This is a genomic window from Streptomyces sp. NPDC020742, assembly GCF_040641675.1.
Taxonomy (GTDB): Bacteria; Actinomycetota; Actinomycetes; order Streptomycetales; family Streptomycetaceae; genus Streptomyces.
Genome location: NZ_JBFAEA010000031.1, coordinates 1 through 16,358, shown reverse-complemented (window position 1 = coordinate 16,358; position 16,358 = coordinate 1). Strand labels below are relative to the sequence as shown.

General features: G+C 70.2%; 14 protein-coding genes. 6 read left to right on the top strand and 8 right to left on the bottom strand.

Going from position 1 to position 16,358, the window contains the following annotated elements; genetic code table 11:
* Positions 1-201: 201 nt before the first annotated feature.
* The 6 genes from AB0G84_RS32235 to AB0G84_RS32210 form a co-directional block, all read right to left on the bottom strand.
* Positions 202-945 (bottom strand): Tellurium resistance, encoded by a 744-nt coding sequence (locus AB0G84_RS32235; protein WP_361328795.1) that lies wholly within the window; start codon positions 943-945, stop codon positions 202-204.
* Positions 946-1,040: 95 nt separating this feature from the next.
* Entirely contained in the window at positions 1,041-2,204 is a 1,164-nt protein-coding gene (locus tag AB0G84_RS32230; protein WP_361328792.1) for a DUF475 domain-containing protein, read from the bottom strand.
* A gap of 52 nt (positions 2,205-2,256) precedes the next feature.
* Positions 2,257-2,832, bottom strand: coding sequence for a TerD family protein (locus AB0G84_RS32225; protein WP_361328789.1), 576 nt, complete (start codon positions 2,830-2,832; stop codon positions 2,257-2,259).
* Between the two features lie 191 nt (positions 2,833-3,023).
* Complete coding sequence (locus AB0G84_RS32220; protein WP_033268713.1) at positions 3,024-3,599, bottom strand: TerD family protein; 576 nt, start codon at positions 3,597-3,599, stop codon at positions 3,024-3,026.
* A gap of 171 nt (positions 3,600-3,770) precedes the next feature.
* Positions 3,771-4,229, bottom strand: a complete 459-nt coding sequence (locus tag AB0G84_RS32215) for a peroxiredoxin (RefSeq protein WP_361328786.1) — start codon at positions 4,227-4,229, stop codon at positions 3,771-3,773.
* Positions 4,230-4,373: 144 nt separating this feature from the next.
* On the bottom strand, positions 4,374-4,817 hold the full coding sequence (locus tag AB0G84_RS32210) for a DUF3052 domain-containing protein (RefSeq protein ID WP_361328783.1): 444 nt from the start codon (positions 4,815-4,817) through the stop codon (positions 4,374-4,376).
* Positions 4,818-5,335: 518 nt separating this feature from the next.
* Between AB0G84_RS32210 and aceE the strand changes: the two genes are divergently transcribed.
* Positions 5,336-8,068, top strand: a complete 2,733-nt coding sequence (gene aceE / locus AB0G84_RS32205; RefSeq protein WP_361328779.1) for a pyruvate dehydrogenase (acetyl-transferring), homodimeric type — start codon at positions 5,336-5,338, stop codon at positions 8,066-8,068.
* Between the two features lie 72 nt (positions 8,069-8,140).
* Here the strand turns inward: aceE and AB0G84_RS32200 are convergent, their stop codons facing one another.
* Both AB0G84_RS32200 and AB0G84_RS32195 read right to left on the bottom strand, forming a co-directional pair.
* On the bottom strand, positions 8,141-8,551 hold the full coding sequence (locus AB0G84_RS32200) for a peptidase inhibitor family I36 protein (RefSeq protein ID WP_361328776.1): 411 nt from the start codon (positions 8,549-8,551) through the stop codon (positions 8,141-8,143).
* Between the two features lie 549 nt (positions 8,552-9,100).
* Entirely contained in the window at positions 9,101-10,702 is a 1,602-nt protein-coding gene (locus AB0G84_RS32195) for an MFS transporter (RefSeq protein WP_361328773.1), read from the bottom strand.
* 115 nt (positions 10,703-10,817) lie between these two features.
* Here AB0G84_RS32195 and AB0G84_RS32190 point away from each other — a divergent pair, with 115 nt between their 5' ends.
* From AB0G84_RS32190 to AB0G84_RS32170, 5 genes are all read left to right on the top strand, one after another.
* Positions 10,818-11,477 carry a TetR family transcriptional regulator gene (locus tag AB0G84_RS32190; protein WP_361328770.1) on the top strand — a complete coding sequence of 220 codons (660 nt, stop codon included), beginning with the start codon at positions 10,818-10,820 and terminating at the stop codon, positions 11,475-11,477.
* Between the two features lie 267 nt (positions 11,478-11,744).
* Positions 11,745-12,959, top strand: a complete 1,215-nt coding sequence (locus AB0G84_RS32185) for an alpha/beta hydrolase (RefSeq protein ID WP_361328768.1) — start codon at positions 11,745-11,747, stop codon at positions 12,957-12,959.
* 212 nt (positions 12,960-13,171) lie between these two features.
* The gene (locus tag AB0G84_RS32180; protein ID WP_361328765.1) at positions 13,172-14,050 is read left to right on the top strand and encodes a DUF4429 domain-containing protein; all 879 of its coding nucleotides are present in this window, start codon (positions 13,172-13,174) and stop codon (positions 14,048-14,050) included.
* Between the two features lie 160 nt (positions 14,051-14,210).
* Positions 14,211-15,584, top strand: a complete 1,374-nt coding sequence (locus AB0G84_RS32175) for a sensor histidine kinase (RefSeq protein ID WP_361328762.1) — start codon at positions 14,211-14,213, stop codon at positions 15,582-15,584.
* On the top strand, positions 15,581-16,258 hold the full coding sequence (locus tag AB0G84_RS32170) for a response regulator transcription factor (protein WP_361328759.1): 678 nt from the start codon (positions 15,581-15,583) through the stop codon (positions 16,256-16,258). The genes AB0G84_RS32175 and AB0G84_RS32170 overlap by 4 nt, the downstream gene beginning before the upstream one ends.
* Positions 16,259-16,358 lie beyond the last annotated feature (100 nt).

Sequence of the window (16,358 nt, the reverse complement as noted above, 5' to 3'; positions counted from 1 at the left end):
TGTCGCCCCGGCACCGCTCGCCGCGGAAGTCTCCGCCGCCGGGCGCGCCCGCCCCGCGGTGCGCCCGGCCCAGCCGGCCCGTGGCGCGCCCCGCGCGGCCGGCCCCCGAAACCGCCCCGCCGGCCGCCACCGCCCCCGCAGCACCCGACGCAGCCACCACCGACGTCCCCGCGGCCCCGGCCCCGGCACCCGGCGGCGCCGTCACACCTTCGACTTGTACCCCCGCCCCCACTGGAGCCCCCAGCCGTACAGCCGGTCGAGCTCCGCCTGGAAGCCGTAGACGTACTTCACCTCGCGGCGGACCGTCAGCTCACCCTTGACGTTCTGCAGCATGAAGACGGCGCAGGAGCGGGCCTGCGGCGCCCGCTCGTCCAGCTTGACCTCCACCCGTGGCCCGCTGCTCGGGTAGAGCGTCACGACCGCGTGGGTGCGGTCGAAGGCCGGCGTGCCGTCGTAGATGTAGACGAAGATCAGCATCCGCTTGATCTCGTCGCGCTGGTCAAGGTTGATGTACAGCGTCTCGCCGGTGCCGGATCCGAACCGGTCGTCGCCACTGAGCTGGACGAACGGCGCCCCGTTGAGCTCCCCCAGGAAGTTGCCCAGCGGCTGGACCACGCCCTTGGTGCCGTCCTTGAGCTCGTACAGGCAGGCCAGGTCCAGGTCGACGTTGACCACGGCCGGTCCCTGCGCCTGGACGACCTCGGGCTTGAAGAGCTTGCCCGGGTTCCGCAGCAGGCTGCCCCTGCCCTGCCCGGTCCGCTCGTACAGATCGGAGGTCCGCATCTGCCAGTGCAGATTGACCCGCAGATGCCCGGTGGCCGCGCCCTGCTTGGTCAGCGAGACCGCCGGATTGCGTTTCGTCAGCTCGACGACGTACGACGCCCCGCCGCTGTCGAAGTCAAACTTCTGCGCGCCACCGCGCCAGAGGTTCCCCAGGAACGACACTTTGCCCACCCCATCGCTCGACCAATGACCGCGGGGCGGCCGGAGGTCCGTACCTCCGGCCGCCCCGCAGAGAGCGTTCCGCAATCAGTGTCGCGTCACACTCCGGACGTGACCTCCGCCTTGGCGCCCGTCGGGTCTCCGGGCTTGCCCTCGCGCCGGTTGCGGATCACCGACGAGGCGAAGGAGAGACCGATCAGCACCACACCGACCAGGCCGGTGACGACCTCGCTGATCTCGTACTTGATCGTGGCCAGCAGGATGACGGCCAGCGCGCCGATCGCGTAGTGCGCGCCGTGCTCCAGGTAGACGTAGTCGTCCAGGGTTCCCTTGCGGACCAGGAAGACGGTCAGCGAGCGGATGTACATCGCACCGATGCCCAGGCCCAGCGCCATCATGAAGATGTCGTTGGTGATGGCGAAGGCGCCGATGACGCCGTCGAAGGAGAACGACGCGTCGATGACCTCCAGGTAGAGGAACAGGAAGAACGCGGCCTTGCCGGCCAGCCCCAGAGCCGCGCCGGTGCCGTTGGCCGCGGGGACGGCGGCCTTCTCGCCAGCCGTGCCCTCGTCGCCGCCTTCGCCCTCTTCCCCGTCCCCGTCCTCGTCCTCTTCGAGCTTGTCCTCGAAGTAGCCGGAGATCCCACCGACCACGAGGTAGGTGATCAGGCCCGCGACGCCGGCGAGCAGGACCGTGGCGGTCTTGTCACCGCCGCCGTGCGCGACGTTGGTGGCCACCGTCATCGCCGTCACCAGCAGGACGACCAGCGCGACGATCACGGACAGCATGTCGAGCTTGCCCATCTTGGCCATGGGCTTCTCGATCCACGCCAGCCACTTGTGGTCGCGCTCCTCGAAGAGGAAGTCGAGAAAGATCATCAACAGGAATATGCCACCGAAGGCCGCAATGGCCGGGTGGGCACTGGTGACCAGTTCCTGGTAATGCGCCTTGTCGTTGATGGCGAGCTTGACCGCCTCGATCGGGCCCAGCTTCGCGGTGATCGCAACGATCACGACGGGGAACACCAGCCGCATGCCGAATACGGCGATGAGAATGCCGACGGTCAGGAAGATCTTCTGCCAGAAGGCGTTCATCTTGCGCAGGATGCCTGCGTTGATGACGGCGTTGTCGAACGAGACCGAGATCTCCAAGATGGACAGGATCCCGACAATCGCGAGCCCTTGCCACCCCCAGAACACGCCGGCCGCGGCGAGGCCGGCCACCGTGACGGCGAACGACCAGCCAAAGGTTTTCAGGAGCACTGCCTACCCAATCCCTCGGTGTGTGGGCCCCCCGCGCGCAGCGCGCGGCGCTTTACGAAACGTTGACCCCGAAGTCTAGAGCGATGCCCCGCAGGCCCGACGCGTACCCCTGTCCTACCGCCCGGAACTTCCATTCGCCGTTGTGGCGGTACACCTCACCGAAGATCATCGCGGTTTCGCCGGATGCGTCCTCGCTGAGGTCGTAACGGGCCAGTTCGCTGCCGTCGGTCTGATTCACGATGCGGATGAATGCGTTGCTGACCTGGCCGAAGCTCTGGCCGCGCGGATCGGCCTCATGGATCGAGACCGGAAAGACGATCTTGTCGACCTGTTCGGGCACCTTCGAGAGGTCCACGACGATCGACTCGTCGTCGCCCTCTCCCTCGCCCGTGAGGTTGTCGCCGGTGTGCTCGACGGAGCCCTCCGGGCTCGTGAGGTTGTTGTAGAAGACGAAGTACTCGTCCCCCAGCACCCGCCCCGACTGGCACAGCAGTGCGCTGGCGTCGAGGTCGAACGGCGCGCCGGTCGTGGACCGCGCGTCCCAGCCGAGGCCGACCGTGATCTGGGTGAGATTCGGAGCCGCCTTGGACAGGGAGACATTGCCCCCCTTGGCGAGTGTGACGCCCATCGTTCGCTTCCTCCCCGGTGTCGGTGCGGGCCGCGCCCCCGGCGCGGCCCGCCTCGCTTCAAGCGTGTCCGGCGCCGCACTCCCCTGGGGGCGTACGGCGCCGGACACGGTCACTGCACGGCACGGACCGCCGCTGCGGCGGCGGTCCGGCCGGATGTCGGACGTCGACGGTCGGATCGGGATCCGGCCGGTCAGACGTTGACGCCGAAGTCCTGGGCGATACCGCGCAGGCCGGAGGCGTAGCCCTGGCCGATGGCGCGGAACTTCCACTCGGCGCCGTTGCGGTACAGCTCGCCGAAGACCATGGCGGTCTCGGTGGAGGCGTCCTCGCTCAGGTCGTAGCGGGCCAGCTCGTTGTTGTCGGCCTGGTTGACCACGCGGATGAAGGCGTTGCGGACCTGGCCGAAGCTCTGCTGGCGGGTCTCGGCGTCGTAGATCGACACCGGGAAGACGATCTTGGCGACATCGGCCGGCACCGCGGCCAGGTTCACCTTGATCTGCTCGTCATCGCCCTCGCCCTCACCGGTGATGTTGTCGCCGGTGTGCTCGACCGAACCGTCGGGGCTCTTGAGGTTGTTGAAGAACACGAAGTTCTGGTCGTTGGCCACCTTGCCCTGGTCGTTCGTCAGCAGGGCGCTGGCGTCCAGGTCGAAGTCCGTACCGGTGGTGGTACGCGCGTCCCAGCCCAGACCGACCACGACGGCGGTCAGATTGGGGGCTTCCTTCGTCAGCGAGACGTTGCCGCCCTTGCTGAGGCTGACTCCCACGAGTCCTCCCAAAGATTCGAGGGGTACGTATAGATGTGCGCCCCCATCGTGCATGGCATCGGATCAACGAATTGATCCTAGTGACCGGTTCCCACCGATTGCAGCTATCGCACCTGGATCACGCGGATGTCGGCCATGCGGACGCCGGGGGCGCACACGGAGCGCGTCGGCTCAGAGGGCGTCGAGCGCCTTGACGTAGTCGTTCAGGTCGCGGGCGTCGGGCAGGCCGTTGACGACCGTCCAGCGCACCACGCCCTCCTTGTCGATGACGAAGGTGCCGCGCACCGCGCAGCCCTTCTCCTCGTCGAAGACGCCGTACGCCCGGGAGGCCTCGCCGTGCGGCCAGAAGTCCGACAGCAGCGGGTACTCCAGGCCCTCCTGCTCGGCGAAGATGCGCAGCGAGAACGGGGAGTCGTTGGAGACGGCCAGCAGCTGGACGTCGTCGTTGACGAACTTGGGCAGCTCGTCGCGGAGCGCGCACAGCTCACCGGTGCACACGCCGGTGAAGGCGAAGGGGTAGAAGAGGAGGACGACGGCCTTCTCGCCGCGGAAGTCGGAGAGCTTGACCAGCTCACCGTGCTGGTTCTTCAGCTCGAAATCCGGAGCCTTCGTGCCGACCTCGATCGCCATGGGGTGGTTCCCTTCCGCTCACGCTCTACAGAACGCTGCCAACCCTACGCGCCGGGGTGGCCACCGGGGGAACCCGTACGGAACGGGGCCGAGCCCCCTCCGGAACAGGCGGAGGGGGCTCGGTGGCGGATGCCGGGGTGCCGGTCAGCGTTTGCCGCCGGCCTTGGCTGCCTTGGGCGTGACCAGGCGGCTGCCCGTCCAGTCCTTGCCGGCGTTGATGCTCCGGGTCTGGGACAGGCCCGCGGTCTGCGCGGCTTCGTTGATGTCGCTGGGCTCGATGTAGCCGTCACGGCCCGTCTTGGGCGTCATCAGCCAGATCTGGCCGCCCTCGTCGATCAGACCGATGGCATCCACCAGCGCGTCCGTGAGGTCGCCGTCCTCGTCGCGGAACCACAGCAGCACGACGTCGGCCACGTCGTCGTAGTCCTCATCGACGAGATCCTGGCCGATCACGGTCTCAATGGCTTCGCGGAGATCCTGATCGACGTCGTCGTCGTAACCGATCTCCTGGACCACCTGTCCGGGCTCGAACCCCAGCCTGGCGGCAGGGTTGGTCCGCTCCTCCGCGTGGTCCGCGGTCGCGCTCACGGATTGCCTCCTGTCATGTTTCGGGAAGTACTCGGGGACCCCGCGCGTGCGCGGAGCATTGGGCGTAGTCCACACGGGCCGGGCGGATCGCGCAAGTACCCGGCGGTCCAGACCGCCGAAACGGTGACGTTTGGAGGCGTCTCGCCGCAACCGCGACCCCGACGGGACAGGCTGAAGTGATTCACACCACAGCATTCTGCTCGGTTTATCGGGTAGCCGCGCGCGACTGGTCCCTTCGGGGGGTGGGCGGGTCCGCCAGGGGCCCCCTTTCGGGGTCCGCACGTCCGTACGCGAAGCACTTTCGACGTGGGCGTATGGTTGCGATTTGGCCGACCCGAGAAAGCGGCCTTTTCAGCGCCCTCTCTCAGCGAATGGTTACCCATCGGTAGAGGTGACGTACCCCTGTGGCTCGGTACACGATGGAAGACGGCGCGACACCCAGGCAGAGACAGCATTCGTCCCGTGCGCAGCATGAATAGCGTGCCGAGCACGACACGACCCGAACACGAAGGAACAGCGTGGCTTCCGGATCCGATCGAAACCCGATCATCATTGGCGGCCTTCCCAGCCAGGTCCCGGACTTCGATCCCGAAGAGACCCAGGAATGGCTCGACTCGCTCGATGCGGCGATTGACGAGCGAGGCCGGGAACGTGCTCGCTACCTCATGCTCCGACTGATCGAGCGGGCCCGCGAGAAGCGTGTGGCCGTGCCCGAGATGCGCAGCACGGACTACATCAACACCATCGCGACCAAGGACGAGCCGTTCTTCCCCGGCAACGAGGAGATCGAGCGCAAGGTCCTCAACGCGACCCGGTGGAATGCCGCCGTCATGGTCTCCCGCGCCCAGCGTCCGGGCATCGGCGTCGGTGGCCACATCGCCACCTTCGCCTCCTCCGCCTCCCTCTACGACGTGGGCTTCAACCACTTCTTCCGGGGCAAGGACGAGGGCGACGGCGGCGACCAGATCTTCTTCCAGGGCCACGCCTCCCCCGGCATCTACGCCCGCGCGTTCCTGCTGGACCGCCTCGACGAGACCCAACTGGACGCCTTCCGCCAGGAGAAGTCCAAGGCTCCGAACGGCCTGTCCAGCTACCCGCACCCGCGGCTGATGCCGGACTTCTGGGAGTTCCCGACCGTCTCCATGGGTCTCGGCCCGCTCGGCGCGATCTACCAGGCGCGGATGAACCGCTACCTGGAGGCGCGCGGCATCGCCGACACCTCCAAGTCGCACGTCTGGGCGTTCCTGGGCGACGGCGAGATGGACGAGCCCGAGTCGCTGGGCCAGCTGTCCATCGCCGCGCGCGAGGGCCTGGACAACCTGACCTTCGTCGTCAACTGCAACCTGCAGCGCCTGGACGGCCCGGTCCGCGGCAACGGCAAGATCATGCAGGAGCTGGAGTCGCAGTTCCGCGGCGCCGGCTGGAACGTCATCAAGCTGGTGTGGGACCGCAGCTGGGACCCGCTGCTGGCGCAGGACCGGGACGGCATCCTGGTCAACAAGCTCAACAGCACGCCGGACGGACAGTTCCAGACGTACGCCACCGAGAGCGGCGCGTACATCCGCGACCACTTCTTCGGTGACGACCAGCGCCTGCGGGCGATGGTCGCGAACATGACCGACGACCAGATCCTGCACCTGGGCCGCGGCGGTCACGACCACAAGAAGATCTACGCGGCGTACGCGGCGGCCAAGGCCCACAAGGGCCAGCCGACGGTGATCCTCGCGCAGACCGTCAAGGGCTGGACGCTCGGCCCGAACTTCGAGGGCCGCAACGCGACCCACCAGATGAAGAAGCTGACGGTCGAGGACCTCAAGGGCTTCCGTGACCGGCTGCACCTGCCGATCCCGGACAAGGACCTGGAGGACGGCCTGCCGCCGTACTACCACCCGGGCCGGAACTCCGAAGAGATCCAGTACATGCACGACCGCCGCAAGGGACTGGGCGGGTACGTACCCACCCGTGTCGTGCGCGCCGAGCCGCTGCAGCTGCCGGACGACAAGGCCTACGCGGGCGCCAAGAAGGGCTCGGGGCAGCAGAAGATCGCCACGACCATGGCGTTCGTCCGGATCCTGAAGGACCTCATGCGGGACAAGGAGATCGGCAAGCGGTTCGTGCCGATCGCGCCCGACGAGTACCGCACCTTCGGCATGGACGCGTTCTTCCCGTCGGCCAAGATCTACAACCCGCTGGGCCAGCAGTACGAGGCGGTGGACCGCGAACTGCTCCTGGCCTACAAGGAGTCCCCGACCGGCCAGATGCTGCACGACGGCATCACCGAGGCGGGCTGCACCGCGTCGCTGATCGCGGCGGGCTCGGCCTACGCCACGCACGGCGAGCCGCTGATCCCGGTGTACGTCTTCTACTCGATGTTCGGGTTCCAGCGCACCGGTGACCAGTTCTGGCAGATGGCCGACCAGCTCGCGCGCGGCTTCGTGCTGGGTGCGACCGCCGGCCGGACGACGCTGACCGGTGAGGGCCTGCAGCACGCCGACGGCCACTCCCAGCTGCTGGCCTCGACCAACCCGGCGTGTGTCGCCTACGACCCGGCCTACGGCTACGAGATCGCGCACATCGTCAAGGACGGTCTGCGCCGGATGTACGGCGAGAACTCCGAGGACGTCTTCTACTACCTGACCGTCTACAACGAGCCGATCCAGCACCCCGCGGAGCCGGGCGACGTCGACGTCGAGGGCATCCTCAAGGGTCTGCACCGCGTCAAGGCCGGGGAGAAGGGCGAGCACGCCGCCCAGATCCTCGCCTCGGGCGTGGCCGTGCCGTGGGCGATCGAGGCCCAGCAGATCCTCGCCGACGAGTGGAACGTCAAGGCCGACGTCTGGTCGGCGACCTCCTGGAACGAGCTGCGCCGTGACGCGGTGGACGCCGAGGAGCACAACCTCCTGCACCCGGAGGAGGAGCAGCGCGTCCCGTACGTGACGCAGAAGCTCCAGGGCACCGAGGGCCCGAAGGTCGCGGTCTCGGACTGGATGCGTTCCGTCCCGGACCAGATCGCGCGCTGGGTCCCCGGCACGTACCAGTCGCTGGGCGCCGACGGTTTCGGCTTCGCGGACACCCGTGGCGCGGCCCGTCGCTTCTTCCACATCGACGCGCAGTCCATCGTCCTCGGCGTGCTCACCGAGCTCGCCAAGGAGGGCAAGGTGGACCGGTCGCTGCTGAAGCAGGCGATCGACCGCTACGAGCTGCTGGACGTCTCGGCCGCCGAGGCCGGTGAGGCCGGCGGCGACGCCTGACGCCCGGCCGCGATCACCGCGTTCCTCGCCCCCGGCAGCCCCGTGCTGTCGGGGGCGAGGTGCGTGTCGGCCTCAGCGCTCCCAGACCTTGAACGCCCGTACCCGGTACGGGGACCGGGGCACCCAGCTGCCGCCGCCCGGATAGGTGTCGTACTCGCCGGTCTCGGCGCATTCGGCGCTCTGGTAGGTGGTGACCGGCCGGCCGGTGCGGTTGGCGAACGAGGCGGCGCCGCTGCCCTTGGGCAGCGGGATGCAGCTCTCGATGTCGGTGTCAGACAGCTCGTGGGCCCGCCGCCCGCCGTGGAAGTCCGCCTCCGGCCAGAGGCACAGCTGGCCCGGTGCGCAGGCGCCCGCGGCGGGGGCGGGGCCGGCGGCGGCCGCCTGCGCGGCCGGCGGCGCGAGGGCGGCCGGGACGGCGAGCGCAGTGGCCAGGGCGGCGAGGCCGGTGAACAGCGCGGTGGTGCGGGACGTCGGAGTGCGCATGGAAATCTCCCCCGTGGAGTACGGCGATGGTCTCCCGCGGCCGGGCGGTCGCCCGCGGCGGGTTGCGATGACCATGAGCCTGGCGGGGGCGCCGTGGGGCTGCCAAGGCCCTGGGGGCGGCGCCACCCGGATCAGGGATGTGGACGGCGAGGGCGGCGGGCTGGGGAGCGCCGGTGTGCGGGGTTGACGCGGGGCGGGCGGAGGCGGCGGGCTGCGGAAACCGTTCCTCGCGGTGCCTGCGGGGGCGGGCGACGGACGGCGGCCCGCCGGGGACGGCGCCTGTGGCAGCCGGTTCCCGTGCAGGCTCATCCGGATGAGGGATTCCGCTCGGCGGCACAGGTCAACTGGCGCCGTACAGAGGGGAGATGGACCGCTCGACGGCGGGTTGACGGAAAAAGCGACGGCGCGCCGCCGGCCGAGGGGGTGGTTCGGCCGGCGACGCGCCGGAGCAGCACGGTGGCGAGGGGGCGTACGGCCGCCCGGACTCCCTGGACGTCCGGAACGCCCTTCGCCGTGCGGGGGCCGTACGCCGTCGCGCGGCGGGGCCGGTCAGATATGGCCGACGCCGGCACCCGCCTCGGCGTTCTCGCCGCGCTTGGTGAAGACCGCGACAAGCGCGGCGACGACCGCCACACCGCAGGCGACCGTGAAGGCCAGGCCCATGCCGGACACGAAGGTGTCATGGGCGACCTCGGTGATCTTCTGGGCGAGCTGCGGCGGGGCGCCCTTCGGGACCGGGGCGATACCCGCCGAGACCGCGTCGGACAGCTGGGACGCCTGCGCGGGCGGGACCGGCGGGAGACCGGCCGACTTCCAGTTGCCCATGAGGTCGTTGTCCACGCGGGAGGCCATCACGGCGCCCAGCACGGCCGTGCCGAGGCTGCCGCCGACCTGCATCGCGGCCTGTTGCAGACCGCCGGCGACACCGGAGAGCTCCAGCGGGGCGTTGCCGACGATGACCTCGGTGGCGCCGACCATGACGGGCGCCAGGCCCAGGCCGAGCAGCGCGAACCAGAGGGACATCGGGCCGGTGGTGCTGTCGGTGTCCAGGCCGGACATGCCGTACATGGCCACGGCGGTCAGCACCATGCCGCCGACCAGCGGGATGCGCGGGCCGAGCTTGGTGATCAGCGCGCCCGCGAGCGGGGAACCCACGATCATCATGCCGGTGAGCGGCAGCAGGTGCAGGCCGCTGTCGACGGGGGTCATGCCGTGCACGTTCTGGAGGTAGAACGTCACGAAGAACAGGCCGCCCATGAAGGCGAAGGCCATCAGCACCATCAGGACCGTGCCGGCGGTCAGCGGCAGGGAGCGGAACATCCGCAGCGGGACGAGCGGTTCGCGGACCTTGCTCTCCAGGACGGCGAAGAGCGCGAACAGGACCACCGAGCCGATCAGGAAGCCCCAGGTCTTCACATCGCCCCAGCCCCAGTCCGTGGCCTTGATCAGCGGCCAGATGAGGCAGAACATCGCTGTGGAGAGCAGCACGATGCCCGGGACGTCGAACGACCGCGGGGCGTTCACGGCACGGTGGTCCTTGAGGATCAGCAGGCCCAGGACCAGGGCCAGCACCCCAACGGGAACGTTGATGAAGAAGACGGACTGCCAGCTGACGTGCTCGACCAGCAGGCCGCCGACTATCGGGCCGCCGGCGGTGGAGGCGCCGATGACCATGCCCCAAATACCGATCGCCATATTGAGCTTCTCGGCGGGGAAGGTGGCGCGCAGCAGCCCCAGCGCGGCGGGCATCAGCAGGGCGCCGAACAGGCCCTGCAGCACGCGGAAGAAGATGACCAGCGCGACCTCGTGGGAGAAGCCGATGGCACCGGAGGCGGCGGCGAAGCCGAGGATGCCGATGAGGAACGTCTGGCGGTGGCCGAAGCGGTCACCGAGCTTGCCGGCGGTGATCAGCGCCACGGCCAGCGCGAGCATGTAGCCGTTGGTGATCCACTGCACATCGGCGAGCGAGGCACCGAGGTCCTGCTTGATGGCCGGGTTGGCGATGGCGACGATCGTGCCGTCCAGGGCAACCATCATGACGCCGATGGCGACGGAGAAGAGGGTCAGCCACGGATGGCCGCGCAGCCCGCGCGGGGGCTCAGGTACGGAGAGGTCGGGCGCTGCGTCGGCGACCGGGGTCTGGGAACTCATACGGCGAGAGTAATGTCAGCGGCTGACATTTGACAAAGCATTTCATGAGTCGGTAACTGTCATCTCGCTCACAGGTAACCTGAGCAGCGAGAACACAAACGAAAGGCGGCGCAGGATGGCGACCCCGACGCCACAGCCGGCCCTCGCAGGCGGACTGCGGGAACGCAAGAAGCAGCGCACCCGCGACGCCCTGATCCGCGCCGCGCTCGAACTGTTCACGGAGCAGGGGTACGAGGCCACGACGGTCGACGAGATCGCGGAGGCGGTGGACGTCTCCCAGCGGACGTACTTCCGCTACTTCGCCAACAAGGAGGACGTCGCCTTCGCCGCCCAGGAGATCACCGAGGCCCGCTTCCTCGACGAGCTCACGGCGCGGCCCGCGAACGAGGCCCCGCTGACCGCGCTGCGCCGTGCGGTGATGACCGCCTGGGACGACCTCGCCAGCGCCGTCGAGCCGGTGATCCCGGTGGAGCTGCACATGCGCTCGTACCAAATGATCGAGTCCACACCGGCGCTGATGGCCGCGCACCTGCGGCGGTCCTCCGAGCTGGAGGAACAGATCGCGCAACTGATCGCCCGGCGCGAGGGGCTGGACGTCGACGCCGATTTCCGGCCGCGGGTACTGGTCGCCGCGTTCTGCGGGGTGATGCGGGTGGCGGGCAAGGTCTGGGGCGTGGGACAGGACTACAGCGTCGAAGCCATCCGCGAGTTGACCCAGTCCTACCTGGACCACATCGCCCCGGCGATGGAGGACGACTGGCGGACGTCACGCTGAGCCGGCGGCCGCGGCACCCGACCGCACCGCACCGGTGTGCGCCGAGCCGCGGCCGCACCTCTCGCACCGGCGACCGCGCCGACCACCCCGCGTAACGGCCGTCCGCCGCAGCGCAACCGAATTACCCTCCCCCTGAGACCACTTCTGCACGACTGAGCACGGGTTTTCCCTGACGGGTGTCCGTTTTGGTCGAAATACCCATCGCGAAACGTGATATCACTCACGGCCACGACAGCCACCCTGTCGCGTCTCCTAGGGTGGCTCGCGGTGACTTCCTTCCCGGGCCTTGGCCCCTCCTCCGGTTTCCTGCAGTCCACCGCTTGGCGTGCCGCGCTCGCCCTGGCGGTGGTGTTCGTGATGCTTGCCATGACCGGCTGGACGGCCATCAGAGGCACCAAGGACGACGCCAATCCGCTGGCCACCGCCAAGACCGCCTGGAAGCACGCCACCTTCCTCGGGCACCCGTTGCCCGACCCCAATGCCGCGCCGGGCACCGTACGGGCCTTCTTCGCCACCCTGAGCCGGGCCGAGAAGCACCAGCTCGCCGACCGATACCCGCTGGTCGTCGGCAACTTGGGCGGCGCACCCGTCCAACTCCGTTACCAGGCCAACCAGATGGCGATCGACAATGCCCGGGAGGTCGAGGAACGGCGCATGGCCGACCCCCGGCTCACCCCCGTCGGCCGCCAGGAGGCGGGCCGGCTGATGCACCGCCTGGAGTCCCTGATGACCCCGGGCCGACAGATCCTGGCGTTCGACCCGGCCAACGGAGGCCGGGCCGCGGAGGTCTTCGGCGACCTCCCGGCCGCCGACCGGGTCTCGGTGGTGGTGCCCGGTGTGGACACCAACCTCTCGACCTTCGAGCGCACCGCGCGGGCGAACACCGCCCCCGTCGGCATGGCCCGCTCCCTCTACTCCGCCGAGCAACAGGCCCGCCCGGGCGCCCGCACCGCGGTGATCGCCTGGGCCGACTACACAGCCCCCTCCGGCCTGGGCGTGGAGGCCGCCACCGGTCAGCTGGCCTCGGCCGGCGCGGTCCGCCTGCGGGCCCTGGTGGGATCGCTGCCCTCCTCCGACAGCGTCTCGCTGTTCTGCCACAGCTACGGCTCCGTGGTGTGCGGCCTCGCCGCCCGCGGCCTGCCCGCCAACGTCGGGGACATCGCGGTGGCGGGCAGCCCCGGCATGCGGGCCGACAGCCTCTCCGGGCTGGGCACCCGCGCCCGGGTCTGGGCGATGCGGGACGCAGGCGACTGGATCCAGGACGTGCCCTACCTGGAGGTCGGCGGGCTCGGCCACGGCGCCGATCCGGTCGACCCCTCCTTCGGCTCCCGGATCCTGTCCGCCGACGGCGCCGTCGGGCACGCCGGCTACTTCACCCCCGGCACCCGCAGCCTGCGCAACTTCGCGCTGGTCGGCGTGGGTGCGACCAACTCGGTGGAGTGTGCCTCCGCCGATCCGCACTGCGGCACGGGCCCGGTCTGAGGCCCGCCCCGCAGCACAGCCGGTGGCCGCGGGTACGGCCCGGCGCCCGGGGACGGGCCGTACCCGCGGGAACCGCCCCGACGCGGGGTGCGTCCCCGGGGCAAAGGACGGAGCAGGCGGCTGCCGGAACGCCTTCGCGGGCGGCTCCGGCGGGCGCTTCCAGGTGTCCGGAAGGGGGACGGGCGGGTGACCGCCCGCATACGATGAGCCGCATGGGTGATGTGCTGGCCGGTTTTCATGCCGTCTGGGAGTTCGACACAGACTCGGTACTCATCCGCTTCGAACGGGGGATCCGTAAGCCGAAGCTGTTCCAGGCGCTCGGCGAGCGACGCATCCCCTACGAGGCGCTGAGCGCTGTCGAGGTGACCGAGGGAAGACGTGGCACGGTGGTGCTGCACGCCGTGCCCAGGCCCGGCGCCGACCCCCTGATGGAGGCGGCGAACGGGCAGCTCAAGGAGGACTCCGACCCGTACCGCCTGGTGCTGCCGGCGGACCGCGGGACGCTCGCCGAGTACTACGCCGACGAGCTGCGCACCGTGCTTGGGCCGACGGCCAAGGAGCCCGCCGACCGCCATCTGGTGGCCGCGCCGAAGGCTCCGCTGCACTTCAAGGCGTACGACGGCAAGGCGTCCTTCGACGGCCGCTCGGTCGCCTTCCGCTGGTTCTGGACGGGCGCGTCCTCGGCGAAGTGGAAGTGCGGCGACCAGACCTTCCCGGTCGGCGAGCTGACCGGGGTCGAGTGGCGCTCGCCGGAGATCCTCAACGGCTATCTGCGGCTGCTGGAGCGCGGCGCCCGTGAGCCCGGGGTGGGCGAGGCCGACCAGGACCCGGCCGCCGTGGTCTTCGGACTGGGCTACGGCCCGGTGCACGAGTCGCTGCCGTTCGCGGCCTCGGTGCTGCAGGCGGTGCGCGCCGCCGAACTGGAGGAGACGCCGGACGGCGAGCCGGTGCGCCACCGCACCGGGGAGACCCGCAGGGACCCCGCGGACATCGCCGAGCGGATACGGCACCTCGGCGAGCTGCACGGTGCCGGGCTGCTGACGGACGAGGAATTCAGCACGAAGAAGGCCGAGTTGCTGGCGGAGCTCTGACCTTCCGTGGCCGCCCGGGCCCGGTACGGCGGACCGGGACCCGGCGCCGCGGCCGGCGTGCCCCGGTCACCCCGCGCCGGAGTCATACCGTGGTACGGGGTACGGGCCACCCCCAGGGAGGACGCCCCGGCCGCCGGGCTCCGGTTGGATGGACTGCGCGATGAATCCACCCTCCCCCACTTCAGCCCAGGCCCGCGGGCCGGTCCGGAGCCGGGCGCTGCGCGCCGTACGCCAGGCGCTGCGCCTGCTCGCCGCCGAGCTCGGCACACCGACCGAGCCGGGGACCCCCCTCTTCGGCAGCGTCCAGAACCGCTGGCTGCGCCGGGTGCCGTACGTCGTGGCCTTCGCGTTCACGGTGTCCCTGCTGCCGACGACGATCACCGTCCTCAGCCACGACTACCGGATGAACGGTGCGCTGGCCGGTGCGGTGGCCACCGCCCAGACCGTGCCGCTGCTGCTCGCGGTGACCCGCCCGCTGCAGGCCTGGTGGGTGATCTTCGCCGCCGATGTGGCCGGGGCCCAGCTGCTGACCTTCAGCGACGGTGTCGTGGGCCGGGCCTGGCCCTGGACGCCCATGGTGATCGTGGGCTATCTGGCGCTGATGCTGGCGCTGTCGCTGCGCGAGCGCCGCCGCACCCTGATCGCCGTGTGGCTGGCGACCGGTGCGGCCGGCATCGTCTCCGTTCTGATGACCCCGGACGGCAGCCAGAGCACCTGGGTGCTGCTGTTCGTCCTGAGCGGCGTGATGCTGATGATGGGCGCCGCCCTGCGGGAACGGGGCGACGCCCAGCGGAAGTTGATCGAGCAGGAGACCATCAGCGAGGCCGAGCGGGCCCGCCGCACCCTGCTGGAGGAGCGCACCCGGATCGCCCGTGAGCTGCACGACGTCGTCGCCCACCACATGTCGGTGATCACGGTCCAGGCGGACAGCGCCCCGTACCGCATCGGTGGGATCCCGTCGGAGGCGAAGGAGGAGTTCGGGGCGATCGCGGCGACCGCACGGGAGTCGCTGGCCGAGATGCGGCGGCTGCTCGGGGTGCTGCGCAGCGAGGAGACGGAGCGCCAGGGCGCCCCGGAGAAGGCGCCGCAACCCGGGATCGGCATGCTGCCGAAGCTGGTCGAGGGGACCGTACGGGCCGGTGTGCCGGTGGAGTTGGCGCTGCCCGAGGAGCCGGTCGCACTGGAACCGGCGGTGGATCTGTCCGCGTACCGCATCGTGCAGGAGGCGCTGGCCAATGTGGTGCGGCACGCCCCGGGGGCGCACACCCGGGTGTCGGTGACGACGGCCGAGGACGGCTCCCGGCTGACGGTGCTGATCGTCAACTCCGCACCGCCCGCGCCCTCCGCGCCCCTGGAGACCACCGGCACCGGACACGGCCTGGTGGGGATGCGGGAGCGGGTGCGGCTGGTGGCGGGCACACTCGACACCGGGCCGCTGCCCGACGGCGGCTACCGGGTCGCCGCGCAGATACCACTGACCGCGCCGCCCCCGGCGGCAACTCCCTTCTCCGCAAAGGACTCCGGCACTCCATGACCACCCGCGTGATCATCGTCGACGACCAGGCCATGGTGCGCGCGGGGTTCGCCGCGCTGCTCGCCGCCCAGAGCGACATCGATGTGGTGGGCGATGCCCCGGACGGGGCGCAGGGCGTGGCGCTGAGCCGCCGGACGCACCCCGATGTGGTGCTGATGGACGTCCGGATGCCGGAGATGGACGGTCTGGAGGCCGCCCGGCAGCTGCTCGATCCGCCCCGCGGGGTGACCCACCGCCCCAAGGTGCTGATGCTGACCACCTTCGACGTCGACGACTACGTGTACGAAGCGCTGCGCGCGGGCGCGTCCGGATTCCTGCTCAAGGACGCCCCGCCGGCCGATCTGATCTCCGCGGTGCGGGTGGTGGCGGCCGGCGAGGCGCTGCTCGCGCCGTCCGTGACCCGGCGGCTGATCGCCGACTTCGCCAAGCGGCCGGCGCCCCGCAAGAGCCGTGGCGCCCTCCGGCGGAACGGCCTCACCCCGCGGGAGACGGAGGTGCTGGAGCTGATCGCCCGGGGACTGTCGAACCAGGAGATCGCCGAGGCACTGATCCTCGCCGAGCAGACCGTGAAGACGCACATCGGGCGGGTGCTCGCCAAGCTCGAACTGCGCGACCGGGCACAGGCCGTGATCTTCGCGTACGAGTCGGGGCTGGTGTCGCCCGGGGACCGGTAGCCCGGCCGCGGCCGTCCTCCCCGGGCGACGAGATGGGGCGCAAGCTGCGCATCATCTCCGACGAGCTGGCGAAGTTCTCCAATCTGATCGGGGACTTTCC